20 protein-coding genes are annotated in these 25,417 nt (G+C 70.3%); 10 read left to right on the forward strand and 10 right to left on the reverse strand.

The genetic code is table 11. The features are described 5' to 3' along the window. Positions 1 to 129: 129 nt before the first annotated feature. Entirely contained in the window at positions 130 to 1,002 is an 873-nt protein-coding gene (locus tag IE262_RS21765; protein ID WP_189875780.1) for a helix-turn-helix transcriptional regulator, read from the forward strand. Between the two features lie 27 nt (positions 1,003 to 1,029). On the opposite strand, the gene IE262_RS21770 is transcribed toward IE262_RS21765, so the two are convergent. From IE262_RS21770 to IE262_RS21785, 4 genes are all read right to left on the reverse strand, one after another. Next, on the reverse strand, positions 1,030 to 1,221 hold the full coding sequence (locus IE262_RS21770) for a hypothetical protein (RefSeq protein ID WP_189875782.1): 192 nt from the start codon (positions 1,219 to 1,221) through the stop codon (positions 1,030 to 1,032). Continuing rightward, entirely contained in the window at positions 1,221 to 2,000 is a 780-nt protein-coding gene (locus IE262_RS21775; protein ID WP_134038721.1) for an SDR family NAD(P)-dependent oxidoreductase, read from the reverse strand. Before IE262_RS21775 ends, IE262_RS21770 begins: the two co-directional genes overlap by 1 nt. Before the next feature lie 85 nt (positions 2,001 to 2,085). Continuing rightward, positions 2,086 to 2,424 (reverse strand): YnfA family protein, encoded by a 339-nt coding sequence (locus IE262_RS21780; RefSeq protein ID WP_189875783.1) that lies wholly within the window; start codon positions 2,422 to 2,424, stop codon positions 2,086 to 2,088. A gap of 91 nt (positions 2,425 to 2,515) precedes the next feature. After that, entirely contained in the window at positions 2,516 to 3,709 is a 1,194-nt protein-coding gene (locus tag IE262_RS21785; protein ID WP_189875785.1) for an RtcB family protein, read from the reverse strand. A 258-nt stretch (positions 3,710 to 3,967) separates the two neighbouring features. On the opposite strand from IE262_RS21785, the gene IE262_RS21790 reads away from it, so the two are divergent. The 3 genes from IE262_RS21790 to IE262_RS21800 all read left to right on the forward strand — a co-directional run bounded on the left by IE262_RS21790 (position 3,968) and on the right by IE262_RS21800 (position 7,544). Beyond that, a complete protein-coding gene (locus tag IE262_RS21790) occupies positions 3,968 to 4,855 on the forward strand; it encodes a DUF3558 domain-containing protein (RefSeq protein WP_189875787.1) in 888 nt (295 codons plus the stop codon). Between the two features lie 255 nt (positions 4,856 to 5,110). Further along, on the forward strand, positions 5,111 to 5,872 hold the full coding sequence (locus IE262_RS21795) for a DUF3558 domain-containing protein (RefSeq protein WP_308432776.1): 762 nt from the start codon (positions 5,111 to 5,113) through the stop codon (positions 5,870 to 5,872). 154 nt (positions 5,873 to 6,026) lie between these two features. After that, positions 6,027 to 7,544 carry a DUF2637 domain-containing protein gene (locus IE262_RS21800; RefSeq protein ID WP_189875789.1) on the forward strand — a complete coding sequence of 506 codons (1,518 nt, stop codon included), beginning with the start codon at positions 6,027 to 6,029 and terminating at the stop codon, positions 7,542 to 7,544. 93 nt (positions 7,545 to 7,637) lie between these two features. Here the strand turns inward: IE262_RS21800 and IE262_RS21805 are convergent, their stop codons facing one another. Together IE262_RS21805 and IE262_RS21810 are read right to left on the reverse strand one after the other, a co-directional pair. Further along, positions 7,638 to 9,845 carry a S1 family peptidase gene (locus IE262_RS21805; RefSeq protein WP_189875791.1) on the reverse strand — a complete coding sequence of 736 codons (2,208 nt, stop codon included), beginning with the start codon at positions 9,843 to 9,845 and terminating at the stop codon, positions 7,638 to 7,640. Between the two features lie 47 nt (positions 9,846 to 9,892). Continuing rightward, complete coding sequence (locus IE262_RS21810; protein ID WP_134038714.1) at positions 9,893 to 10,435, reverse strand: hypothetical protein; 543 nt, start codon at positions 10,433 to 10,435, stop codon at positions 9,893 to 9,895. A gap of 492 nt (positions 10,436 to 10,927) precedes the next feature. Between IE262_RS21810 and IE262_RS21815 the strand changes: the two genes are divergently transcribed. After that, positions 10,928 to 14,290, forward strand: a complete 3,363-nt coding sequence (locus IE262_RS21815; protein ID WP_189875793.1) for a hypothetical protein — start codon at positions 10,928 to 10,930, stop codon at positions 14,288 to 14,290. Between the two features lie 34 nt (positions 14,291 to 14,324). Next, positions 14,325 to 14,702 carry a hypothetical protein gene (locus IE262_RS21820; RefSeq protein WP_134038712.1) on the forward strand — a complete coding sequence of 126 codons (378 nt, stop codon included), beginning with the start codon at positions 14,325 to 14,327 and terminating at the stop codon, positions 14,700 to 14,702. 118 nt (positions 14,703 to 14,820) lie between these two features. Here IE262_RS21820 and lysS read toward each other — a convergent pair whose 3' ends face one another. Then, entirely contained in the window at positions 14,821 to 16,578 is a 1,758-nt protein-coding gene (gene lysS, locus IE262_RS21825; RefSeq protein WP_189875795.1) for a lysine--tRNA ligase, read from the reverse strand. A 388-nt stretch (positions 16,579 to 16,966) separates the two neighbouring features. Between lysS and argS the strand changes: the two genes are divergently transcribed. From argS to IE262_RS21840, 3 genes are all read left to right on the forward strand, one after another. Further along, positions 16,967 to 18,745 carry an arginine--tRNA ligase gene (gene argS, locus IE262_RS21830; protein ID WP_189875797.1) on the forward strand — a complete coding sequence of 593 codons (1,779 nt, stop codon included), beginning with the start codon at positions 16,967 to 16,969 and terminating at the stop codon, positions 18,743 to 18,745. An 87-nt stretch (positions 18,746 to 18,832) separates the two neighbouring features. Continuing rightward, positions 18,833 to 19,747: a DUF4253 domain-containing protein gene (locus IE262_RS21835; protein ID WP_189875799.1), complete on the forward strand. Its 915-nt coding sequence runs from the start codon at positions 18,833 to 18,835 to the stop codon at positions 19,745 to 19,747. A gap of 208 nt (positions 19,748 to 19,955) precedes the next feature. After that, complete coding sequence (locus tag IE262_RS21840) at positions 19,956 to 20,888, forward strand: phosphotransferase family protein (protein WP_189875801.1); 933 nt, start codon at positions 19,956 to 19,958, stop codon at positions 20,886 to 20,888. A gap of 21 nt (positions 20,889 to 20,909) precedes the next feature. Here IE262_RS21840 and hemB read toward each other — a convergent pair whose 3' ends face one another. The 3 genes from hemB to IE262_RS21855 all read right to left on the reverse strand — a co-directional run bounded on the left by hemB (position 20,910) and on the right by IE262_RS21855 (position 23,578). Continuing rightward, positions 20,910 to 21,902 (reverse strand): porphobilinogen synthase, encoded by a 993-nt coding sequence (gene hemB / locus IE262_RS21845; RefSeq protein WP_189875803.1) that lies wholly within the window; start codon positions 21,900 to 21,902, stop codon positions 20,910 to 20,912. 98 nt (positions 21,903 to 22,000) lie between these two features. After that, positions 22,001 to 22,882, reverse strand: coding sequence for a class I SAM-dependent methyltransferase (locus IE262_RS21850; protein WP_189875805.1), 882 nt, complete (start codon positions 22,880 to 22,882; stop codon positions 22,001 to 22,003). 93 nt (positions 22,883 to 22,975) lie between these two features. Next, positions 22,976 to 23,578: a helix-turn-helix domain-containing protein gene (locus tag IE262_RS21855; protein WP_189875806.1), complete on the reverse strand. Its 603-nt coding sequence runs from the start codon at positions 23,576 to 23,578 to the stop codon at positions 22,976 to 22,978. 101 nt (positions 23,579 to 23,679) lie between these two features. Between IE262_RS21855 and IE262_RS21860 the strand changes: the two genes are divergently transcribed. Next, complete coding sequence (locus IE262_RS21860; protein WP_189875808.1) at positions 23,680 to 25,284, forward strand: MFS transporter; 1,605 nt, start codon at positions 23,680 to 23,682, stop codon at positions 25,282 to 25,284. Positions 25,285 to 25,417: the final 133 nt, after the last annotated feature.

The following is a 25,417-nucleotide window of genomic DNA, read 5'->3' on the forward strand; positions in this document are numbered from 1 at the left end:
GAACCCCCGCCGCACTATTCCCCCCAGCCGACGCCCACAGCCGACGCCCACAGGAACTGCACAGGGCGCTGCACAGGACGCCCCGACGGGACGCGGCCCACTGTCAGACCCCGCGCCTACCCTCTCCTCATGGCCGCCCCACGCCGTGACACCCGAGGCATCGTCGACGCGCCGGAGCTCTTCTCCCGCGTCCGCTTCCGCCGTCGCGAGCCGGCCGCACCGCTCCGCCCCTACCTGGAGCACTACTGGCTGATCGACTGGGACCTGACCGAGCCCTACGTCTCCCACGTCGTCCCCCACCCCTCCGTCAACATCGTCTTCCAGCGGTACGAGACCCAGGAGCCCTCCGGCCTCGGGAAGACCGGCTTCGGGAAGGCCGCCTCCGGAGAAGTCACGTTCGGAGAGGTCGCCGGCATCGGCCTCGACCTGTTCGCCCAGAAGCTGGAGGGACGGGGACATGTCTGCGGCATCCAGTTCCGCCCCGGCGGCTTCCGCCCCTTCGCGCCCGAGCGGCCGGTCAGCGACTGGACGGGCCGGCGGATACGGCTGCCGGAGGCGTACCCGGGACGCGACGCCGCAGCCGACACCGAGGCCGTCCTCAGCCCCGCCTCCGACGACGCCCGCGTCACCGCCCTCGACGAGTACCTGCTCGCCCTCGACCCGAAGCCCGACCCCCAGGCCGACCTCGCCATGACCCTCGTCGACCGCATCCGCACCGACCGCGCCATCCGCCGCGTCGGCGACTTCGCCCGCGGCGAGGGCATGTCCGTACGGCTCATGCAGCGACTGTTCGCCGCGTACGTCGGCGTCGGGCCGAAGTGGGTCATCCTCCGCTACCGCATCCACGAGGCCCTGGAACGCGCCGAGACCGACCAGGCCGTCGACTGGGCCGCCCTCGCCGCCGACCTCGGCTACGCCGACCAGGCCCACCTCGCCCGCGACTTCACCGCCACGGTCGGGGTACCGCCCACGGCCTACGCGGAGGCCACCATGCGCACATGAAGCACGCGTCGAGGCCGGGCCGACCGGCTACTTCGCCTGCAGAACCGCGTAGATCATCACGAACGCCACGAGATGGATACCGAACAGGAAGTAGGCGAGGTACCACCACACATACCGCTCGTTCTTCTTCTCCTCGGCCAGACGCCGCCGCTCCAGCGAGAGCTCACCGGAGTCACCGGAGTCACCGCGCTCCCCGGACTCCCCAGGCTCCTCGGGCATCAGTGCTCCCGATGGACCTTGGTGTTGGAGGCCTGAGCACGGGGCCGCAGGACCAGCAGGTCCACGTTGACATGGCTGGGCCGGGTGACCGCCCATGTGATGGTGTCCGCCACGTCGTCGGCGGTCAGCGGCTCGGCCACGCCCTCGTACACCCGCGCCGCCTTCTCCTTGTCGCCGCCGAAGCGGGTCAGCGCGAACTCGTCCGTCTTCACCATGCCCGGCGCGATCTCGATCACCCGCACCGGCGTACCCACGATCTCCAGCCGCAGCGTCTCCGCCAGCACGTGCGCACCGTGCTTGGCCGCGACGTACCCCCCGCCGCCCTCGTACGTGCCGTGCCCAGCCGTGGACGACACCACGACGACCGTGCCGTCACCGCTCGCCGTGAGCGCCGGAAGCAGCGCCTGGGTCAGGTTCAGGGTGCCGATGACGTTCGTCTCGTACATGCGGCGCCAGTCCTCCGGGTCACCCGTGGCGACCGGATCCGCGCCGAGCGCGCCACCCGCGTTGTTCACCAGCACGCCGACCGTCCTGAACGCGGTGGCGAACTCGTCGACGGCCGCCCGGTCCGTCACATCCAGCGCGTACGCCGCCGCCGAGTGCCCCGCCGCGGTGATCTCCTCCGCCAGCGCCTCGATCCGGTCCTTGCGGCGCGCGGTCAGCACCACGCGGTACCCGGCCGCGGCCAGCTGCCGGGCCGTCGCGGCCCCGATACCGCTACTCGCACCCGTGACGACAGCGATACGGGAGGCGGCGGACGGTGTTGCGGGGGCGGTCATGGACGTGACTCCTCGGTACCGGACGGGCGGTATACCCGACGGGCGGTTGCTCCTGTGCAAGGAAAGGACAAGGAAAGGATAGGTGTCAGCTCCCGCCCCTCGGCGCGTACATGATCACCGCCATCCCCACCAGACAGACCAGCGCCCCGGTCACGTCCCACCGGTCCGGCCGGTACCCGTCCGCGACCATCCCCCACGCCAGCGAACCCGCCACGAACACCCCGCCGTACGCCGCGAGGACGCGACCGAAGTTCGCATCGGGCTGAAGAGTCGCCACGAACCCGTACGCCCCGAGCGCGATGACCCCCGCCCCGATCCACACCCACCCACGGTGCTCCCGCACCCCTTGCCAGACCAGCCACGCACCACCGATCTCGAACAACGCGGCAACGACGAACAGGGCGACGGAACGAGCGACAAGCATGAAGCAACCCTGGCACACGCCCCCATGCCCTGCTGTGGGGCCCCCGGCCCACGGTGGGCGTGACGCACGATCGCCGCGCCCACCGCTTTCGTCAGCCCTTCACACAGATGAACTGCTTGAGCTTCGCCACGACTTCGACCAGATCGCGCTGCTGATCGATGACCTGCTCGATCGGCTTGTACGCCCCCGGGATCTCGTCCACGACACCGGAGTCCTTGCGACACTCCACGCCCCGTGTCTGCTCCTCCAGGTCCTTCGTAGAGAACCGGCGCTTCGCCGCGTTGCGGCTCATGCGCCGACCCGCGCCGTGGGACGCCGAGTTGAAGGACTTCGCGTTGCCGAGTCCCTTCACGATGTACGAGCCCGTGCCCATCGAGCCCGGGATGATCCCGTACTCACCGGAACCCGCGCGGATCGCTCCTTTGCGGGTGACCAGAAGGTCCACCCCGTCGTACCGCTCCTCCGAAACGTAATTGTGATGCGCGCTGATCTCCGGCTCGAAGGTCGGCTTCGCCTTCTTGAACTCCTTGCGGATCACGTCCTTCAGGAGCGCCATCATGGTCGTGCGGTTGTGCTTGGCGTACTCCTGCGCCCAGAACAGGTCGTTGCGGTAGGCAGCCATTTGCGGAGTGTTGGCGACGAAGACGGCGAGGTCGCGGTCGATCAGGCCCTGGTTGTGCGAGAGCTTCTGGGCCACGCCGATGTGGTGCTCCGCCAGTTCCTTGCCGATGTTCCGGGAGCCGGAGTGGAGCATGAGCCATACCGAATCGGATGTATCCGTGCAAAGCTCAATAAAATGATTTCCGGACCCGAGTGTTCCCATCTGCAGACCGGCCCGCTCCCGCCGGAACTTGACCGCCTCCGCAACCCCCTCGAACCGCCCCCAGAAGTCATCCCACCCCGCGCTGCCCATCCCATGGAACCGTCCCGGATCGACAGGACTCTCATGCATCCCGCGCCCCACCGGAATGGCCTGCTCGATCTTCGACCGCAGCCGCGAGAGGTCCCCCGGCAGATCGTTCGCCGTCAGTGACGTCTTCACCGCCGACATCCCGCAGCCGATGTCCACTCCCACCGCCGCGGGACACACCGCACCCTGCATCGCGATGACGGAGCCGACCGTCGCGCCCTTGCCGTAGTGGACGTCCGGCATGACCGCCAGGCCCTTGATCCACGGCAGGGTGGCGACGTTGCGCAGCTGCTGCATCGCGACGTCCTCGACCGACGCGGGGTCGGCCCACATGCGGATGGGTACCTTCGCGCCCGGTACCTCTATGTACGACATATCGTCCTCTATCCCCCGGAACAACAACAGAAGTCTGAAATCGCAAAACCGGCGCCAAGGTCCACGGAAAGGGATGCCGGACCGGCGTCCACGGCAGTGCGTGCGATAGACATTGTGTTCAGCGGCCGCCCTGGTGCGGCAAGCGAATAACCCCAGATCCAGATCCAGATCCAGATTCAGGTCCGGGTCCAGGCCCAGCCCCGGATCCAGACCCGACCCCGACCCCGACCCCCGGTGGTCCGTCGAGAGGAGCCCTCCGTGCAGCCGAAGGCGTACGTACCCGGCGTCGCCGTGCTCCTCACGGCGTTGCTGGCCGGCTGCACCGGCTCCGACGAGTCGGGCAGTTCCGACGACAACCGGCCCGGCACCACCACCACCGCCGCGCCCGCGGCCCCGCCCGGCCGCTACCGCACGCTCCCCGAGCCGTGCGGCGCGGTCTCCCATGGCGCGCTGGACGCGCTCCTGCCCGGTATCAAGCAGCTCAGGGACGCGGAGCAGCGGGAGACGGCGTACGAGGGCGAGGCGACGCAGACGTTCGACACGGACCGTCGGGTGGGGTGCCGGTGGAAGGTGGAGTCCACCGTCGCCACGGACCATCTGTTCGTCGATTTCGAGCGTGTGGTGTCGTACGACAGCGCGGTGAGCGACGCCGACAAGGCGGCGGAGATCTATGCCGCCAAGCTGGCGGCCGCTGACCTTCCCGAGCCGTCCGCCGCGGAGAGCGACAGCGGCGAAAGCGGCGACAGCAAGAAGGACAGTAAGAAGCCCGACGGGGAGGATGAGGCCGGGGCCTCCGGGGACCCGAAGCCGTCCGAGTCCGCCACCGAGCCCGCCTCCGGTTCCTCCAGTTCGCCCGATTCCCCCGGTTCGTCCGACTCGGCCGACTCCTCTCCCTCCGCGAGCGGGACGCCCGCCGAGCTTCAGCCCCGCACGCTCGACGATCTCAGCGACGGGGGCTTCCTGAACGACGTGCTGAGTACGGCGCAGCAGCGGACGGTGACTGTGGTGTTTCGCACGTCCAACGTGATCGTGACCATCGAGTACGCGGAGCAGCCGACGTCCGCGGCAGAGGTGCCGGACAGCAAGGAAATGCAGGACAGGGCGCGGAATCTGGCCGCGCGGCTGGCGGAGTCGTTCGACGAGTGACGGCCTCCGGGCCGACCGCGCACAGCGGCTGAAGGACAGCCACTCCTCTTGCTCACCGCGTACCGTGGCCCCTCGGACCCGATCCGACAGCACTACCACAGGCGTCACGCAGGAACCACGAACGTCATGAGCATCATGAGTGAAGGAACCATGCACCGATCAGCACAGCGAGACCAGGACCATCATCGAGGCGGGCGAGGCCGCGGAGCGAGGGGCGTCCGGCGGTTCCTTGTGGGCGCGGCGGCACTTCCGGTGATGCTCGTCGCGGCCGGTTGCTCCTCGGACTCCGGCTCCGGTGACGACGCGGCGAAGGCGAAGGAGTCGGCGAGCCCGACGGCGAAGCAGTCGGTGACGGCTTCGGCGAACGAGGTGAAGGCGGCGGCGTACGGGAAGCTGCCCGAGGCATGCACGGTGTTGTCGAAGAAGACCCTGGAGAACCTGGTCCCGGAGGGTACGAAGTCGGGCAAGGCGATCAATGACGGTCAGCCGGACATCAGTGGTGACTGCCGCTGGATCAGTCTCGACAACAAGGGTGTGAAGGGGTCGCAGTACCGCTGGCTGAGCGTGTCGCTGCTGCTGTTGGAGTCGGACGCGTCGCGTGGTGCGGGTGACGAGCGGGCGCGGGCGCAGTTCGAGAAGAGACTCTCGGAGGCGCAGGCGGTCGAGGGTGCGAAGAACGTGAAGTCGGAGTCGGTGACCGGTACCGGTGACCAGGCGACGGTGGTGCGCTACGACCTGAAGAAGAAGGAGGGTTCCTTCAAGCAGCAGACGGTCGTGGCGCGGGTCGAGAACGTGGTGTTCACGCTCGACTACAACGGTGCGGGTCTGGCGGGTGAGAAGACGCCGGACGCGGACGACCTGGTGAAGGGTGCGAAGGCGGCTGCCCAGCAGGTCGTGGCGGCGATCGTCGCGGCGAACGGTGAGGAGTCGGGCGCGGGTTCGAGCGCGTCGCCGTCCAAGTCCGAGGGCGGGGAGCCGTCGGCGTCCGCGTCGGCGTCGCCGAGCAAGAAGAGTTGAGTGTGCGGCTGCGGCTGAATCCGTAGCCTCACCAGGCCTTTGCCGGAGCCCGGCCGTTGCGGTGGACCGGGCTCCCCGGTGACCGGCCAAGCGTACGACACACACATGTGCCACCCTGTTGCGCGCAACAACAGGCACGGGGAGGGGAGTACGGGTGGTCGCGCCACAGCTGACACGGACGCACCGGGTTCTCATAGGCGTTGTCGTGGCAGGCGCCGTGATCATCGCCGGTATCGGTTTCGCGGGTTCGTACGCGGCCGTGCGTGAGCTCGCCCTCCAAAAGGGCTTCGGGAACTTCAGTTATGTCTTCCCGATCGGTATCGACGCGGGTATCTGCGTGCTGCTGGCCCTGGATCTGCTTCTCACGTGGATCCGGATCCCGTTCCCGATGCTGCGTCAGACGGCGTGGTTGCTGACGGCGGCGACGATCGCGTTCAACGGTGCCGCGGCCTGGCCGGATCCGCTGGGTGTTGGTATGCACTCGGTGATCCCGGTGCTGTTCGTGGTGGCGGTGGAGGCGGCCCGGCACGCGGTCGGCCGGATCGCGGACATCACGGCGGACAAGCACATGGAGGGGGTGCGGCTGACGCGCTGGCTGCTGTCGCCGCTTCCGACGTTCCTGTTGTGGCGCCGTATGAAGCTGTGGGAGCTGCGCTCGTACGACCAGGTGATCAAGCTGGAGCAGGAGCGCCTGGTGTACCAGGCGCGGCTGCGGTCCCGTTTCGGGCGTGCGTGGCGGCGCAAGGCTCCGGTGGAGTCGTTGATGCCGTTGCGTCTGGCGCGGTACGGCGTGCCGTTGGCGGAGACGGCTCCGGCGGGTCTGGCGGCGGCGGGCATCGAGCCGGCGTTGCTGCCTCCGCAACCCCAGCCGCAGCCGGAGTTGGAGTTGGAGCGGGCGTCCGGTGGGGCGGTGGAGGGCCGCGGTGCCGGCCCGGCGCAGGCGCGGGCGCGGGCTCAGGTGGGCCCGGCGGGGCCGCAGCGCCCGCTTCCGCAGGGTGGTGGGCCGGTCGAGCAGCCGGAGTACCTCCAGGAGCTCCCGGCGGACCAGAGCCCGTGGTTCGCGGCGGCCGCGCCGCAGGAGGTCGAGTACCGGGGTGGCTATGACCCCGCGTACGACCCGGAGGAGCCGTACGAGCAGTGGTACGAGGAGCAGCTCGCCGATCAGCAGGTCGAGGAGGGTCAGGCGGAGCAGCGCCCGTACCGGGAGCGGCGACCCGAGCGGCAGCAGTTCCAGAAGCAGCGGCCCGAACAGCAGCAGCAGACCCCTCAGCAGCAGTACCAGCAGCAGACCCCTCAGCAGATCCCCCAGCAGCAGTACCAGCAGCAGATCCCGGAGCAGACCCCACAGCAGCCCCAGCAGCAGTACCAGGAGCGGCTGGGTGAGGAGCCGGAGTCCTCGTCGGAGACGACGGGGAGTTTCCCCATTCCGTCGGGTCCGGGTCGTACGCGTCAGCTCGGTGAGGGCGGCGGGCCCCCGGAGCCGGACGAGGAGTCGTACTACCAGGTCTTCAAGCAGTCGATACACGGCAGCGGCTATCCGACTCCCCGCGAGTTCAGTGACAACGTCGAGGCGACCTTTGGCATCCCCGTCATGGACGCCGACGCCAAGAAGATGGTCCTGCGCTTCACCGACCGTCACTACGCGGAGCTGGAGGAGGACCACATCGCCTGATACGTGCCCGCCGCGACGAGGGGAGCCCTCGAAGGAACCGGTCGTTCCTTCGAGGGCTCACTCGTGCATCACTCGTGCATCAGGTGTGCCGGGCTATCGCGCCGCGTAGCCGAAGCGGGCGCCGGCCGAGGGGAGTCCGCCCTGGCCGGGCTGGTAGGTGGTGATGGCGGCCACCGTGCCGCCGGCCGTCACGTTGGACATCGGCAGGGCGTGCAGGGCGCCGTAGGTGCTCGCGTACGGCATGCCGACGTACAGGTGGGTGCCGGTGAAGTGGATGTTGCCGCCCACGAAGTGGTTGGTGCCCGGGGCGCCGGGGAGGCCGTTGCCCGCCTCCAGCCAGCGGTCGTTGGCGCCGGGTGCGCCGAGGAGCGAGAAGGTCTGGACCGCGCCCGCCTTCGCCACGGTGCCGAGGGCCTCGTCCGGGGCGCCGACGGCCAGCTTCAGCGACGCCGTGGTGCTCACGGCTCGCGGCGCCGTGTTGACGGCGGTCAGGGTGGAGCCGAAGACGTCGCCGGCCTCGGCGGTGCCGGTCACGTCGTCGGTGGCGGTGCCCTGCGAGAAGGCGTTGAGCTCGCTGTAGGTGCCCGAGGCGGTGACGCGGAAGGTGTGGACGCTGCCGACGTCGGCCTTGTCGACGCCGTCGATGGGCAGGTCCTCACCGGGCGAACCGACCGCGAGGATCGACTCGTTGGCGGTCGCCGCGCCCGACGGGCGGTACGGGACGAGGGCCAGGGACTTGCCGAACCGGTCGCCGGCCTCGGCGCCGCCGGAGACGGTGTCCAGGTCCTGGTCGAGGCCGAACAGCGGGGTGGGCCTGCCTTCCGCGTTCAGCTTGTTGGGGTCGAAGACCATCAGGTTGCCGGCGTCCGCCTTGGTGCCGATGGCGTCGCCCGGGGCGGAGATGGCGATGTGGTTGGAGTCGGCCGCGACGGCACTGCCGAAGACGTCGTTCGTCTCCGCGGCGCCGGGCACGTCCAGGCTGTCCTGGTGGATGGAGACGTTGGTGGTGCCGTGCACGTAGAAGGCCTGTCCGGCCTTGGTGATGGAGCCGAGGGCCTCGCCGGGCTGGCCGATCACCACGAAGGGCTCGCCCGCGTTGGTGACGCCGGCGGCGAGGGCCTGGCCCAGGCGGTCACCGCTCTCGTTGCCGGATGCGCCGAGGGAACCGCCCCCGGCGCCCTGCTGGAAGTGGGTGTTCTTCTTCGTGCCCGTGCCGAGGCCGCCCTGGGCGCCGTGCAGGATGTCGACCACGCCGGTGTCGGTGGCGGTGCCGAGGTCCTCGGCGGAGGTGCCGACGACGAGGTCGGTGCAGCCGTCCTCGTCGTAGTCGACGGTGGCGAGGGCCTCGCCGAACCAGTCGCCGGTCTCGGAGGTGTCGGGCACCCAGTCGAGGTCCTGGTGGATCTCGGCGGTGCCCTTGCCGCCGCCGTAGACGATCCGGACGAGGCCCGCGTCGGCTTTGCCGCCGACGGTCGCCTTGGGGTCGGCGATGGCGATGTCCTCGGCGCCGTCGCAGTTGAAGTCGGTGATGCGGGGCGCCCCCACCGTGGAGTCGACCCAGGAGGCGAGGTCGTCGACGCGGGCGGCGATACCGCCGGTTCGGGTCTCGGTCGCGTCGGTGCCGAAGCAGCCGCCCTGGTACGACCGGCTGCTCAGGGCGGCCAGTTGATGGGTGCCGCCCGTCACGCGGACCAGGGGGCCACCGGTGTCGCCCTTGCAGGCGGCCGCGCCGTCCTTGCCGGTGACGGTGGCGGTGGTGGCGTCGGAGGTGTCCACCGAGAACGCGCCGGTGTGCAGGTTCAGGGGTGCCCACTCGGTCTTGCTGCGTCCGTAGCCGGCGAGCTTCAGTTCCTCGCCCGTGGTGGGGGCGGTGGTGGCCAGGGCGATGGGGGTGACGCCCGTGACCGGGCGGTTCAGTCGGGCCAGGACCACGTCGCGGTCGGTGCGGGGCACGAGTTCGACGACCTCGCGGACCGCGCCCGCGGTGCTGGTGAGGTCGGAGCGGCCGATGGTCGCCGTGGTCTTCAGCTTCGGCTTGCCCGCGGGCACCGTGAGGTCGGCGGCCGGGTTGTCGGCGAAGCAACTGGCCGCGGTGAGCAGCCATTCGCGGTCGACGAGGACGCCGGAGCAGCCGCGGTCGTGGTCGCCGAGGATGAGTCGCGCGGTGTAGGCGTGGGTGGTGTCGGAGGCGGCGCTGGCGGGGCCGGTCACGGCGGTGGCGGGGGCGGCGGTGAGCACGACGGGTCCCGCGATCAGGGCGGCGGCCAGTGCGGCGAGGCGCACGGGTCTGGTGTGTCGCATGCGTCAGTTCCTTGGTGGCAGATCGGGCAACGGGCTTGGGCTGGGCGCTACTTGGAGGTCCTGATCTCCACGAGCATGTGGGGGCGTCCCTGTTCGTCCGCGCTCTCGCCGACCGCCTTCCAGGAGTTCGCGGGGACGTCGTAGGACTTCTCCTCCGTGCCGACGGTCATGTCGAGCTCGGTCGCGTACTCGTTGGACTTCACGCCGTAGACGGAGGGGATCTCCAGCGTCAGCCAGCCACTGTCGCCGGTGACCTTGAAGCAGACGTTCAGCGTTTCGCGGGACCAGATCTCCAGCAGTCCGCTGCCGGAGGCGCAGTCGGCGAGGGTGATGTGGCCGTCGCCGCGCTTGAGGACGATGTTCTGCTCTTCGAGGATCTTGTCGGCCCCCGGGTAGTCGAAGTCCTCGACGGCGAAGCCGGGGGCCTCGTCGGCGATGGCCCGGGCGGTGGCGGCGTCGTTCTCGGCGGGTGTTCCCGCCGGGGTGCCCGCCACCACGAGCCAGGCCAGGGCGCCCGCTGCCGCGGCCGCGGCCAGGGTGCGCCCTATGAGGCGTCTCGTGGTTGACGCAGTTCTGCTACGTGCCGTCATCGCAGTCCTCGTGCTCGGTTCCGATGGAACGTCCGGAACGCGTCCGGAACACGTCCGGATCGCATGGAAAACGGGGTGAAAGCTGCGGCGCCACGGCCCGACGGAGGAATAAAAAGTACACGTGCACGACCGGAAACAAATGCGGTCACAAACACCCCCCGACACCCCCGAAAATCGGCGGGAGAGCCCCCCGATCGGGGATTTCAAAGCGCGGCTCGCTCCCGCAGCCAAGGGCATGCAAAACCGAACCCAAGGTTTTGTCCATCGAAATAAATCAGGCCAAACGGTCGATATCGCTTGGCTTGATTGTGACTCCCGTCACTGCGCGGAATGGTTGTGCTTCCGCTTGTGGGGGCCTCATGAAGGGTGAATAAATCTTCGATAACACACCCGCCTTTCCTTAATCCACGACTGACGCTCTCTTTACCCTTGTCCGGAAATTCACTGGCCAGAAACCCGATATTCGTATCCCGAACGGGAAGGACGCACACTGTGTCAGCGTCGTTGTGGAGCAGACGCCGGATACTCACGGCTCTCGCCGGGGCGGCCACCGTCCCCGCACTGCCCTCCATAGTCACCCTCACCGCCACCCCCGCCCACGCCGCCGACACGGACACCGGCGACAGCGGCCTGCCCGACACCGACCGGGGCAAGGCCGTGTGGGAGTACAAGGTCGGCGGCCGCGCGGTCCGTGAGGCCGCCGCAGCCGCCCTGACCGGCACCCCGGCCGCCGTGTCCGCCTTCCTCACCGGCGAACTCCCCGCGGCGAAGGCGGAGGACAACCGCTTCGCCGTCCTCGCCGGCCTCGCCTACGCCGGCAAGTCCGTGCAGGAGTCGGCCGAAGCGGCGTTGTCCGCGGGGGACGACGCAATCGCCGCCTACCTGCGCGACGGCTACGTACAGCCCGTCGAGACGGACCTGCGGGTGGCCGTCCTCACCGTCATGAACAACAGCGGCACCGCCGTCAAACGGGAGGCCACCAAGGCGCTGGACCTGGGCACCCAGACGGCTCTGCGGACGTTCCTGACGCAGACCCAGTACACGGCGCTGCAGGAGGACGAGAGGGTCGAGGTCTTCACCATCCTCAGCACCGCCTCCCCGGAGGTGAAGAAGTACGCGGAGCGCGCCCTGAACGACGGATCGCCCGAGGCGATCCACCAGTTCCTCGTCTCCGGCCAGTACATCGCCCGTGCCCGCGACGAAGAAGCCGCGACCATCGACCAGTTGGTCAAGATCGTGGAACGGGAGGGCAAGCGGGCCCAGTTGCAGACGGAGCAGGCCGTCGCCGCCTCCGACCAGGCGAAGAAGGCCGCCGAGAAGGCCAAGGCCGCCGCTCTGAAGGCCGCCGAGGAGGCCAGGGCGGCCCAGAACGACGTACGCAAGTCGGCCACGGCGGCGAACAACGCCGCGAGCGCCGCACGGGGAGCCGCCGACGCCGCGAACACCGCGATCTCCGCTTCCCGCACCGCCCAGGCCGCCTCCAGCCGCGCCGCACAGGCCGCGCAGGCCGCCGCTGCCGCCGCCGCGTCGGCCGGAAACGCCGCCTCCCGCGCCTACAACGCCGCCATCGCCGCCTCCAAGGACGCCACCAAGGCCTCGGCCGCCCGCACGGCCGCCCAGGGCGCACGGGACGCCGCCGCACGCGCGACCACCGCGGCCAAGGCCGCCGACCAGGCCGCCATCGCCTCCCAGCAGGCCTCTTCCGCCGGTTCCGCCGCGGCGAGCGCCGCTCAGAACGCCGCCGCGGCCGCGAACGCCGCAGCCGACGCCGCCGCCTCCGCGGGCGTCGCCCAGTCGCAGGCCGCGAAGGCGAGGCAGGCCGCAGCCGAGGCCGACGCCGCCGCCGCGCGGGCCACCCGGGCCGCGAACAGCGCCCAGACGCTGGCGAACCGGGCGGCCGCCGCCGCCCGCGTGGCACGCGACGCCGCCAACAGTGCCGCCGCCCATGCGCTGAAGGCCGCGGACGCGGCCGACGACGCGGCGGCGAACGCGGGCAAGGCGATCGAGTACGCGAAGCGGTCCACCGAGTACGCCGCGGCGGCGATGCAGGCGGCCACCACGGCCGCCGACGCGGTCAAGGAAGCCCAGGAGGTGGAGCAGGCCGCCCGCGAGGCCGAGACCGCCCGCATCGCCGAGGACACGGAACTCGGCATCGAGGAGGCACGCCTCAGGGCGAAGGCCGAGACCGACGACGCCGCCCGGGTCGACCGGCAGCGGACGCAGGTGGACCAGACCGCCACCGAGATCAAGGACCTCATCGCCGCGGCCGAGTCGGCACTGAAGTCCGGCAACACGGACACGGCCGTCACGACCGGCCGGAAGGCCGCCGTCAAGCTCCTCGACTCGACCGGCACATGGACCCGGGAGGCCGCCGAGTTCGCGCTCTCCGGCACCGACGAGGACGTGGTCAACTGGCTCGACGCCGACCGCCTCCTCGCCCAGCGGCAGGACGACCGGGAGAACGTGCTCGCCATCGCGACGGCGGCCCCGTCCACGGTCGCCGAGGCCGCCCACCAGGCGCTCGCCAGCGAGGACCCGGACGCGGCCGGCGACTTCCTCGCCCACGGAGTCATCGAGGCTGCCGCCACGGACAACCGCGTCATGGTGTTCGAGATCCTGAACCAGAGCCCGGGCGCGGCCGTCAAGGCGAAGGCCGAGGCCGCTCTGGAGGACGGAAGCGCCCTGGCCCTGCACCGCTTCCTCACCCTCGAACTGGCGGAGGCGACGAAGGAGGACGACAACGTCGAGGTGTTCCGCCTCCTCGACTCCGGCGGTCCCTACATGCAGTCGGCGGCGAAGATCGTCCTGGAGGGCTCCGCTCGTATGCGGCACTCCTTCGTCGTCCGCGACAAGTTCAACATCGCCCGCCTCGACCACGACCACGCCACCCACGTCGCCGCCATCCGCGCCGCCATCGCGCACGCCGCGAAGGTGGCCGCGAAGGCGCTGGAGGACGCCGCGCTGGCGTCCAAGGCGGCGGCCGAGGCCCGCCAGGCGGCTCAGGAGGCGTCCGACTGGGCGGCGAAGGCGAACGGTTACGCCAAGGACGCCGAAGACTCGGCGGCCGAGGCCAAGCGGAACGCGGACGACGCCGACAAGTCCGCGGCGTCCGCGGCCCAGTCGGCCAAGGACGCGCAGTCGGCCGCCGCCACCGCACGCGGCGCGGCCCGCACCGCGAACTACTCGATGCGGCAGGCGGTGGCGTCGGCCAAGCAGGCGGTGACGTTCGCCTCGCAGGCGCAGGCCTCCGCCACCCAGGCCCAGGCCGCCGCCCAGCAGGCCGGCCAGGACGCGGCTGCCGCTGCCGCCGCCGCCAGCGAGGCCCGCTCCATCGCCGTCGCGAAGCGGAGGGCCGAGGCCGCGGAGGCGGCGCGGAAGGCTGCTGAGGCGGCGAAGCAGAACGAACAGACCGGCACCAACCCCTCCGACAGCCCCGAGAACGACGACACCGGTGACACCAAGTACTGGGGCATGTGGCCCGAGGACGCCGGTGACGACAAGGACTGGGCGGCGGCCACCGGACACTGGAGCACGGTCTTCGGAACAGCCGCCGTCGTCCTCGGAGCGGGCGCCCTGCTCTTCCCGCCGGCCGCACCGGTCCTCGGACCGCTCGCTTTCGGCGCCGGTCTCATTTCCTGGGGCCTGCAGGGGGTGAGCACCTTCTTCACCGGAGAGGGTTACGGCTACGGCAGCAGCAAGTTCAACGAGGCGCTCGGCATTTTCGTGGTCGGCGGCATATTCTTCGGCAAGGGCCAGCTCTTCAAGAAGTTCGGACTGGCCGAGGAGGTCGGCGCCAAGGTGTCGGGAGTCGTCGGCGATGCGGCGACCTCGGTGATCGGCTGGCTCGGCTGGTAGCTACCACACGCATACCGCGACAAGAGGGAATTCCGTGCTGACCTCTACGTTCTCCGTCACCGACTGGTGGATAGCGGCCATCGTGTCCGGTATTGCCCTGGCGCTGGCGGTACAGTCCATGGTCACCACGAAACGGGACAAACTGAAGGCGGTGCTGCTCCCCCTCGTGGGAGCGGCCTGCATGGTGGTGAGTTCGGCGGCGAAGGGCTACGAGGGAAAGACGCCGCTGATGCTCTTCACGGCGACCATGCTGGGCCTGGCCCTGACGAGGGTTATTTTCGCCGGATACATCAGGCGCCAGGTCGATCTGGTGCGTTCGGGAAAGCCCATGAAGGAACTGACGGGCACGCAGGCCGTGCTCTTCTTCCTCACCTTCACGGCGGTCGTGGCGACCATGGCCGTCGTTCTGTAAGAAGCGCCCTCAGCGCTACAGAGTCGCCTGTCTCCTCTGTCCCCTCGTACGACGACGGGGCGCCGGGAAATACCCCGGACGCCCCGTCACCGTACGTACGGCAGACCGCCTACTCGCCTTACTCGCCGAGCAGCCTGCGCACCCGGTCCTGCCCCACGGCGAGCAGAAGGGTGGGCAGCCGCGGCCCGGTGTCGCGCCCCACGAGCAGGTGGTAGAGCAGGGCGAAGAACGTCCGCTGATCGCTCTTGATCTCGGCCGGCAGTTCCTTGGGAGTGGCGTCGGCGGAGAAGCCGGCCTGGACCTTGGGCACGCCGTAGACGAGGTGGGTGAGCCCGTCGAGGGACCAGTGCGAGTCGAGCCCGTCGAGGAGGAGCCGCAGCGACCCCTGCCCCTGCTCGTCGAGGGACTTCAGCAGCTCGACGTCCGGCTCGTCACGCACGATGGTGCGCTGGTCGGCGGGCACCTGGGTGTTGATCCATGCCTCGGCCTTGTCGAGCCGCGGCCGCACCTCGTCCAGCGAGGCGAGCGGACTGGCGGGGTCGAACTCGCTGAGGATGCGCAGGGCCTGATCCTCGTGGCCGGCGGTGATGTCGGCGACGGAGGCAAGCGTGCGGTACGGCATGGGCCGAGGCGTACGCGGCAGTTCGCCGCCGGCGGTCCGCACGGCACGCGAGTGCGCGGCGACGTCGGCGGGAAGAGCGGCCCCCTCGGCGACCTTGGCGTCGAGCTTGTCCCACTCGTCGTACAGCCGCTGGATCTCCTGGTCGAAGGCGATCTTGAAGGACTGGTTGGGCCTGCGACGGGCGTACAGCCAGCGCAGGATCTGCGGCTCCATGATCTTCAACGCGTCGGCAGGGGTCGGGACCCCGCCCCGCGACGACGACATCTTCGCCATCCCGCTGATCCCCACGAACGCGTACATGGGTCCGATCGGCTGCTTCCCGCCGAAGATCCCGACGATCTGCCCGCCGACCTGGAAGCTGGACCCCGGCGAGGAGTGGTCGACCCCGCTCGGCTCGAACACGACCCCCTCGTACGCCCACCGCATGGGCCAGTCGACCTTCCAGACCAGCTTGCCGCGATTGAACTCGGACAGCAGCACGCTCTCCGAGAAGCCACAGGCGTCGCAGACGTAACGCAACTCGGTGGTGTCGTCGTCGTACGAGGTGACGGTGGTGAGGTCCTTCTCGCACCGCCCGCAGTAGGGCTTGTACGGGAAGTACCCGGCGGAGCCGCTGCTCCCGTCGTCCTCGGCGGCGGCCCCCGATCCCTCGGCGGCCTCCAGCTCGGCCGCGTCGACGGGCTTCTGGGACTGCTGCTTCTTCTGGCCGCCCTGGGCGGGCTTGGCCTTGGTCCGGTACTGGGCGAGGACGGCGTCGATGTCGCCCCGGTGCCTCATCGCGTGCAGGATCTGCTCCCGATAGACGCCCGAGGTGTACTGGGCGGTCTGGCTGATCCCGTCGAACTCCACGCCCAGCTCGGCGAGCGACTCGGCCATCGCGGCCTTGAAGTGCTCGGCCCAGTTGGCGTGGGCGGAGCCCTGGGGAGCGGGCACGGAGGTCAGCGGCTTGCCGATGTGCTCGGCCCAGGAGTCGTCGACCCCGGCGACGCCGTTCGGGACCTTCCGGTACCGGTCGTAGTCGTCCCAGGAGATCAGATGGCGCACCTGGTACCCGCGCCGCCGGATCTCGTCGGCGACGAGGTGGGGGGTCATGACCTCGCGGAGGTTGCCCAGGTGAATGGGCCCGGAGGGGGACAGCCCGGACGCGACGACGACAGGTTTGCCCGGGGCCCGACGCTCCGACTCCTCGATGACCTCATCCGCGAAACGGGAGACCCAGTCGGTGGTCTCGGTGCTCTGAGCCACGATCGGCACGTCCTCTTTTTCTGGAAGTTCCTCATTCGCAGCCGGTACGGTCACACGGCTGACCGCACCATTCTCCCAGCTACGCCCACAACAACGAAAACGCCTTTTCAAGGCCCGAGCCCAGGGGCCGAGGGCCGAAGGCCAAAAGGGGCGCGGGGAACGGCGCGCCCAGCCACATCGAACCCGCACCCAACCACCCACCCCACCCACCCCCACGGGGGGGCATGGGGGCGCAGCCCCCGATGATGGGACGGGTAGGGGCGGCGGGGGCGAAGAACAACCCGGCACCCACCCCCACCCCGCACCACCCCCGCCCGCGCCCGAGAAATTCGCTTTACCCCCCATGGGATACTGGCCGCATCCACCCGTACCCACGAGGAGAACGGCACCCACTCCTATGGCCCCGGTCACGTCCCTCACCGCCTCCGTCCACCAGCGCCTCGCGACCGCCCTCTCGGCAGCCCTGCCGGAGGCCGCCGCGGACCCGCTGCTGCGACGCAGCGACAGGGCGGACTTCCAGGCCAACGGCATCCTCGCCCTCGCGAAGAAGGCGAAGGCCAACCCCCGTGAGCTCGCCACCCAGGTCGTCGCCCGGGTCGAGTCCGGCGACGTGATCAAGGACATCGAGGTCTCGGGCCCCGGCTTCCTGAACATCACGATCACCGACAGCGCGATCACGCGGAACCTCGCGGCCCGGTACACGGACGCGGACGGCCGCCTGGGCGTCCCGTACGCGGAGCACCCGGGCACGACGGTCATCGACTACGCCCAGCCGAACGTGGCGAAGGAGATGCACGTCGGCCACCTCCGCTCCGCGGTGATCGGCGACGCGGTGGTCCAGATCCTGGAGTTCACCGGTGAGAACGTGGTCAGGCGCCACCACATCGGCGACTGGGGCACCCAGTTCGGCATGCTCATCCAGTACCTGGACGAGCACCCGCACGAGCTGGACCACAAGGCGGACACCGAGGACACCGCGGCCTCCGGCGAGGAGGCGATGTCGAACCTCGACCGCCTCTACAAGGCGGCCCGCAAGCTGTTCGACGCGGACGAGGAGTTCAAGACGCGGGCGCGGCGCAGGGTGGTCGACCTGCAGGCCGGCGACCCGCACACCCTCGCCGCCTGGCAGAAGTTCGTGGACGAGTCGAAGATCTACTTCTTCTCGGTCTTCGAGAAGCTGGACATGGAGATCCGGGACCCGGACATCGTCGGCGAGTCGGGTTACAACGACATGCTGGACGAGACGTGCCGGCTGCTGGAGGAATCCGGTGTGGCCGTCCGTTCGGAAGGCGCCCTCTGTGTCTTCTTCGACGACATCAAGGGCCCGGACGGCAATCCGGTCCCGCTGATCGTGCAGAAGTCGGACGGCGGCTACGGCTACGCGGCCACGGACCTCTCCGCGATCAGGGACAGGGTCTTCAACCTGAAGGCGAACACGCTCCTGTACGTCGTCGACGCCCGTCAGTCGCTGCACTTCAGGATGGTCTTCGAGACGGCCCGCCGGGCGGGCTGGCTGGGCGACGACGTCAAGGCCCTCCAGCTCGCCTTCGGCACGGTCCTCGGCAAGGACGGCAAGCCGTTCAAGACGCGTGAGGGCGAGACGGTCCGGCTGGTGGACCTGCTGGACGAGGCGATCGACCGGGCCACGGCGGTGGTGCGGGAGAAGGACACCCAGCACCAGCTGTCCGAGGAGGAGATCGCCGAGCGCGGCACCCAGGTCGGCATCGGCGCGGTGAAGTACGCGGACCTGTCGACGTCGGCGAGCCGGGACTACAAGTTCGACCTGGACCAGATGGTGTCGCTGAACGGCGACACGTCCGTCTACCTCCAGTACGCGTACGCCCGTATCCGGTCGATCCTGCGCAAGGCGGGAGAGACCAGGCCGGCCGCGCATCCGGAGCTGGAGCTTGCCGCGGCCGAGCGTGCCCTTGGCCTGCACATCGACGGCTTCGCGGAGACCCTCGCAGAGACGGCCACGGAGTACGCGCCGCACAAGCTCGCGGCGTACCTGTACCAACTGGCGGCGCTCTACACGTCGTTCTACGACAAGTGCCCGGTCCTCAAGGCCGACACCCCGGCCCAGGTCGAGAACCGCCTGTTCCTGTGCGACCTCACGGCCCGCACCCTGCACCAGGGCATGGCGCTGCTGGGCATCAGGACGCCTGAGCGTCTCTGACCCGGCTGTGGGGCGTACCCGACTGTAGGGGCGTACCCGACTGTGGGGGCGGACCTGTTGTCAGTGCCGCCCCCTACAGTCACCCCCATGGCGACACTTCCGAACCCGCTGCCCGCACTGGCGGCCGACCCGAGCGGGCGTTCCCTCGGGCTTCAGCTCCCGCCCGGACGACTGATCGAAGCTGGGGGCACCTCCCACGCCCTTAAGGCAGTGGGGGACCACGAGGGTCCGTGGCACCAGCCGCTGCTGTGGCACGCCGAGCGGCAGGCGTCCCCGGGCAACTGGGCGGCACTGGGCTCGCCCGCCGGCCGGGCGGGGCTCCTCCCGGTGCTGCTGGACACCGGCGGCGCCCAAGGCGGCCCGGAGGGGTGGGAGTTGATGCCGGGCGAGATGTCGTATCCCGGGGACCACGACGCCGAGGAGGTCCTGGCGGAGTTCTGGGAGGACTACGCGGCGGACGAGCTCGGCGCGGACGGGGACCACCCCGGCGGGGAGAGCACCGTCGAGCTCTTCGGCGAACCCACGCCGTACGACGAGACGGTCGCGCCGTACGGTGCGGTGTGGCCCGGCCTCTCCCCCGCGCTCCCGCTCACCGCGGCCCCCGACGCCCGTGCCGCCGAGGTCGCCGACTCCCTCGTCGACGCGGGCTCCGGGTTCAAGGAGCCGCGCCTCGCTCTCGTCCCGGCCCGGCGTTCCGCCGACATCCCGGCGGCCATCGGCTGGACCGGCCCCATGAACCACGAGGGCGACACCGCCCGTCTGTGCGCGGTGCTCCGCTCCTGGGAAGACCGCTTCGGCATACGCGTCGTCGCCGTCACCTTCGACCAGCTCGTCCTGTCCGTGGCGGCCCCGCCCACCACACAGGCCGAGGCCGAGGCCGTCGCCGCCGAGCACTTCGCGTTCTGCCCGGACAACATCACGCAGGGGCACCACGCGACCCTGCGCGCGTACGCGGCGCACGAGGTGCTCGGGCAGCGGGCGTGGTCGTTCTGGTGGGACTGAGCCTCTGGTGGGACTGAGTCTCTGATGGGACTGAGGGGCGATCCACGGCACCCCGCCCGGCCAGACGCCCGTCAAGCCGGCCGCATCGTACAGGCGACCACACGCAAGGGCCCCGCATTGGTCCTCTCCGCACCTGAAAGAGGTACCTACCCCGCGCACCCGCGGACTTCGCGGTGCGGGCGGCCCCCGGCACGCCTAGGCTGCCCGCATGCTGCCCAGCGTGGACACGGTCGACGAGTTGAACGCGGTCGTACGGGATGAGGCGTTGCTGCGACCGGCGGCGCAGGACCTCTGCGCACAACTGGGGCTCGTAGGGGCCCGGTTGGTGCGGTTCGAGGACGGTTCGCTGCCGGTGTACTCGGTCGGTGACTCGCTCGTCCTGAAGCTCTATCCCGGTTTCGAGGCCGCCGAAGCCCTCAGGGAGGCACGGGTGTTGTCCCACCTGTGGGGGCAACTTCCCGTGCCTACACCCCGGTTGCACGCGGGCGACCTGTACAAGAACGGCTGGCGGTTCGTGCTGATGTCACGGCTGCCCGGTGAGAGTCTGGCCGTGCAGTGGCACCGGATCCCGGCTGCCGACCAGGACCGGATCGTCACCGAGGCGGCCGAGACGCTGGCCGCGCTGCACGCCCTGGACCCGAAGCCGCTGACGGACGTGGTCGGGCCGCCGGACTGGAACCGGTTCCTGGCCGTGCAGCGCGCCAAGGCGGTCCGGCACCACCGTACGAACGGCCTCCCTGAGCCCTGGCTGGAGCAGATCCCGGACTTCCTGGGCTCGGTACCGCTCACCGTGCCCTCGCAAGGCGTGCTGCTGCACACCGAGTTCATGCGCGAGCACCTGACGGTCAGCCCGCAGGACGGCTGGCGGGTCACCGGCCTCTTCGACTTCGAACCGGTCATGATCGGCGACCCGGTGTACGACTTCGCGGGCGCCGCCCTGTTCCTGACCTGCGCCGACGCCCGACAGCTCAGGCGCTTCTACGCGGCGTACGGCCGCACCCCGCACGCCCCCCGCGAACTGCTCGCCCACGCCCTGCTGCACGTCTACAGCGACCTGCCCTGGTACCTGCGCGAACTGCCCGCCCCGCCCCGCCCACGCCTCGACGACCTCGCGGAGGCGTGGTTCAGCACGGACAAGTGAGGGGCGAGTTGGGGCGGGTGGTCACCTCAGCTTCTGCGCCGCCTCGGTCGCCCAGTACGTCAGGATGTTCTGGGCGCCGGCCCGCTTGATCCCGGTGAGGCTCTCCAGAATCGCGCGATCCCGATCGACCCAGCCCTTTTCCGCCGCGGCCTCGATCATCGAGTACTCGCCGGAGATCTGGTACGCGGCGACCGGCACGTCCACGGCGTCCGCGACCCGGGCCAGGACGTCGAGATAGGGGCCCGCGGGCTTGACCATCACCATGTCGGCCCCCTCCTCCAGATCGAGGGCCAACTCCCGCAGGGATTCCCGGACGTTGGCGGGGTCCTGCTGGTACGTCTTCCGGTCACCCTTCAGGGACGAGGCGACAGCCTCCCTGAACGGCCCGTAGAAGGCGGACGAGTACTTGGCGGTGTAGGCGAGGATGGCGACGTCCTCACGCCCGATCTGGTCCAGGGCCTCCCGGACCACCCCGATCTGCCCGTCCATCATCCCGCTCGGCCCCACCACGTGCGCGCCCGCGTCGGCCTGCACCTGCGCCATCTCGGCGTACCGCTCCAGGGTGGCGTCGTTGTCGACGCGCCCCTCCGCGTCCAGCACGCCGCAGTGCCCGTGGTCGATGGTCTCGTCGAGACACAGATCGGACATGACGAGCAACTCGTCACCGACCTCGGCCCGCACATCACGGATGGCCACCTGAAGGATCCCGTCCGGATCCGTCCCCGGAGTCCCGAGGGCGTCCTTCTTGCTCTCCTCCGGCACGCCGAACAGCATGATCCCGGACACCCCGGCCTCGACCGCCTCCACGGCCGCCTTCTTCAGGCTGTCGCGCGTGTGCTGCACGACCCCGGGCATCGCCGCGATCGGCACCGGCTCGCTGACGCCCTCCCGGACGAAGGCGGGCAGGATGAAGTCGGCCGGGTGCAGGCGCGTCTCGGCGACCATGCGGCGCATGACAGGCGTGGTACGGAGCCGGCGGGGCCGCGTACCGGGAAAGGATCCGTACTTCGACATGCCCTCTACGCTACGCCTGGCCCGGGGGCCCCTTTGCCGACGGAATGTCGGCCCGCCCAGGCCGCGATGGCGGCCGCCGGCAGGGACGGGAACGGGGGTCAGGTGCGGCGTGCGGCCCACACCGTGCGCTCGGTGCGCACCCGCAGATCGCCGCGGTGCAGGATGCTGTGCGGGCTGTCGGTGTCGAGTAGCCGGTCGAGAGCGGTGAGGTCCCTGGCCGTCAGGGCGGATGCGACGCTGACGCGCATGCGGCGCAGACTGCTGAGCGCGTAGCGGCCCACCGCGTTGGTGCGGGTCGGACCGATGCCGGCGGAGATGGTGCGTTCGGCTTCGACGGTGAAGCCGGCTTCTGCCAGCTTGGTTCCCCAGTCGGCGCCACGGTGGGGGACGTGCTCGGCGTGATGGTGGTCACGCGCCGCATGGCAGCGCTCCTCAAGTCCGGGAGCGTCTTCGGGAGCGTCTTCGGGCAGGAACCGGGGGAAGCCGGCCAGCTCGACGACGGCGAACAGCCCGCCCGGTGCCAGCAGACCGTGGACGTGCTCAAGGGTGCGGTCGGGGTCGGCCATGTGGTGCAGGGAGGCCGATGCCCAGACCAGCTCCGGCCGGCCGAGTTCGGGCCACACCGTCGCGTCGAGGTCGGTCTCGACGAGGTGCACGCGGTCGGCTGCTCCGGCTGCGGCTGCTTTCTCCCCCAGGCGGTGCAGATGGGCGGCTGAGGAGTCGACGGCTGTCAGCTCGGCCTCGGGAAAGTGCTTGAGCAGGGCGAGGGTGCCGGCGCCGGTCCCGCAGCCCAGGTCCACGATGCGGCGGGGGCTGGTCTCGACGGGGAGCCAGGCGATGAGGGACGCGGTGTGTTCGGCGAGCACGTCCGCGTCCAGGTCGAGGATTTCCGTATGGTCGCCTGCGGTGTGCTCGTGGGCGTGGTGGGCGCCGTGCCGCGCTGTGTGCGGGGAGGCGTGGTTCGGGGAGGGGTGGTTCATGCGCCCACGCTAAGCAGGCCACCCGGGTGGGGCCTGGCGGCTTTCGGAATGCGCAAGGCGATGGCCCGCTGAGCTGCGGAACACGCAAAACGGTTACGGTGACGGGCGGTTCGCGTTCCCGGTGCTCCCGGCGTCCTCGCCGCGCTGGTGGCCACGGCGGGCGTCGCGGTCGAAGATGCCGAGGATCTCGCACGGTCCGCCCTCGGCGCCGATGGCGTGCGGAAGCATCGTGGGGAACTCCGCCGCCTGGTTGGTCTCGATCCGAAAGCGCCGGTTGCCCAGGAGCAGGATCGCGGTGCCGGAGAGGACGACGAGCCATTCGCGGCCCGGGTGGGCGCGCATGCGCGAGGGGTTGTCGGGCGGCGGGTTGGTCATCCGCTGGCGTACCACGGTCATCCCGGGATCTGCCTTGATGGGCCAGCGCATCAGCTGGTGGGTTCCGTCGATCATCGGGTGGGAGACGATGTCGTCCGTGGCGGTCTCGACCAGCTGGTCCAAGGAGGTGTCCAGGGCACGCGCGAGGGTGACGAGCTGGTCCAGCGCCAGGCGGCGCTGGCCGTTCTCGATGCGGCTGAGTGTGGACTGACTGACATTGGCGCGGGCGGCCAAGTCCTCCAGGGACCAGCCCTGGGCCACGCGCAGGGCGCGGATGCGTTTGCGTACCAGGCTGTCCAGCTCATCAGTGTCTTGCGTCATGCGCAACATCGTATGCCTCGTCGGCAAGGCGCGATTAGCGTCCTTCGCGGTCGGCCCCACAACTCCGGCGCCGGCCTCCGCGTCCTTGCCGAGAGGAATCCATGAGTACGAACCAGCCTGGCCAGGTGAGCGCCGAGCCGAGCGGCGTCGCCGGTGAGGGAGTGCCCGACGCGCGTCAGCGCCGCACGATCCTGATCGCCGTCTGTGTCGCGTTGATGGCCGTCATCGCCTCGGTGTCGGGGCTCAACGTCGCCCAGCCCGACCTCGCCGTCGCCTTCGGCGCCTCGCAGAGCACGATCCTGTGGATCATCAACATCTACACCCTCGGCCTGGCCGCGCTCCTGTTGCCGCTCGGCGCGGTCGGCGACCGCTTCGGCCGCAAGCCCATGCTGCTGGCGGGCCTGACCGTCTTCGGCGTCGCGAGTGCGGCGGCGGCTCTCGCCCCGTCGGCGGAGGTCATGCTCACCGCACGTCTGTTCAGCGGCGTCGGCGCGGCGATGATCATGCCCATCACCCTCGCCGTGATCACCTCCACCTTCCCCGAGGGCGAACGGGGACGGGCGATCGGCGTGTGGACCGGTGTCGCCGGAGGCGGCGGCATCCTGGGCATGTTCCTGTCGGCCGCCCTGGTCGACGTGGCCACCTGGCGGTGGCTGTTCGTCCTGCCGGTCGCACTCGTCATCGTCGCGCTCACCATGACGCTGCGATCGGTCCCCAACTCCCGTGAGACGTCAGGGCATCCCTTCGACACCGTCGGCGCGCTGACCTCCATCGTCGCCGTGACCGGGCTCATCTTCGTTCTTCAGGAAGGCCCGGAGCGCGGCTGGACCGCGCCCGCGACCCTGCTCGGCCTCGCCGTCGGCATCATCGCCGCCGGTGCCTTCGTGGCCTGGGAGCTGCGCCGCCGGGAAGCCGCGCTCCTGGACGTGCGTCTGTTCGGCGAACGCTCTCTGGCCGGCGGCTCGATCACGCTGTTGGTGCTCTTCGGCGTCCAGGCGGGCGTCTTCGTGGTGCTCTTCCCGTTCTTCCAGGCCGTCCTCGGCTGGTCGGGGCTGCTGTCCACCCTGGCGCTGATGCCCATGGCCGTGCTGATGATGGCGGCCTCCGGCCTCGCCCCCAGGCTGGCCGCCCGTATCGGCCCCCGAGCGACCATGACCACCGGAATCCTCCTGACCGGTGCTGGTCTGGCGCTCATGGCCGCCCTCGTCTCCGTCGACGGCGGCTATCTGTCCCTCCTGCCCGGCATGCTCGCCATGGGCATCGGCATGGGTCTGTCGATGACGCCCTCCACCGAGGCCATCACCAGTGCCCTCCCTCGCGAGCGGCAGGGCGTCGCGTCCGCGCTCAACGACGTCACCCGCGAGTTCGGGACCGCACTCGGCGTCGCTCTGCTCGGAGCACTGCTGTCCTCCGGCTACCGCAGCGCCATCGAGCCCCGGCTCGCCGGCGTTCCCCAGGGCCCGGCCGACACCGCACGCGAAGGCGTCGCCAACGCCGTCGACGCCGCGCACCAGGCCGGTCCCCGCGCGCGGGCTCTGATCCATGCCGCCCAGGAGTCGTTCGTCGACGGCTGGCAGCACGCCATGTGGGCGGGAGTCGCCATCATGGCCGCGCTCTTTTTCTACGTCGCCGCCCGAGGACCACAGCAGCCCACCACCCGCACACCGGCGAACGAACCGGAACCAGCCGGCGCGACCGCCCGATAGCCCCGGACCGCCGCCCAGACCACGAGACGCACACTCCAGGCCCCCGGGCGGGAGGGTCCTACAGCCCTGACAGCCCGCACCCCCCGGCGCCTGGCAGGCGGAGTCCGGCGGCAGCCCCCGCAACCACCGACAG

Source organism: Streptomyces bluensis (genome assembly GCF_014650715.1).
Lineage (GTDB): Bacteria > Actinomycetota > Actinomycetes > Streptomycetales > Streptomycetaceae > Streptomyces > Streptomyces bluensis.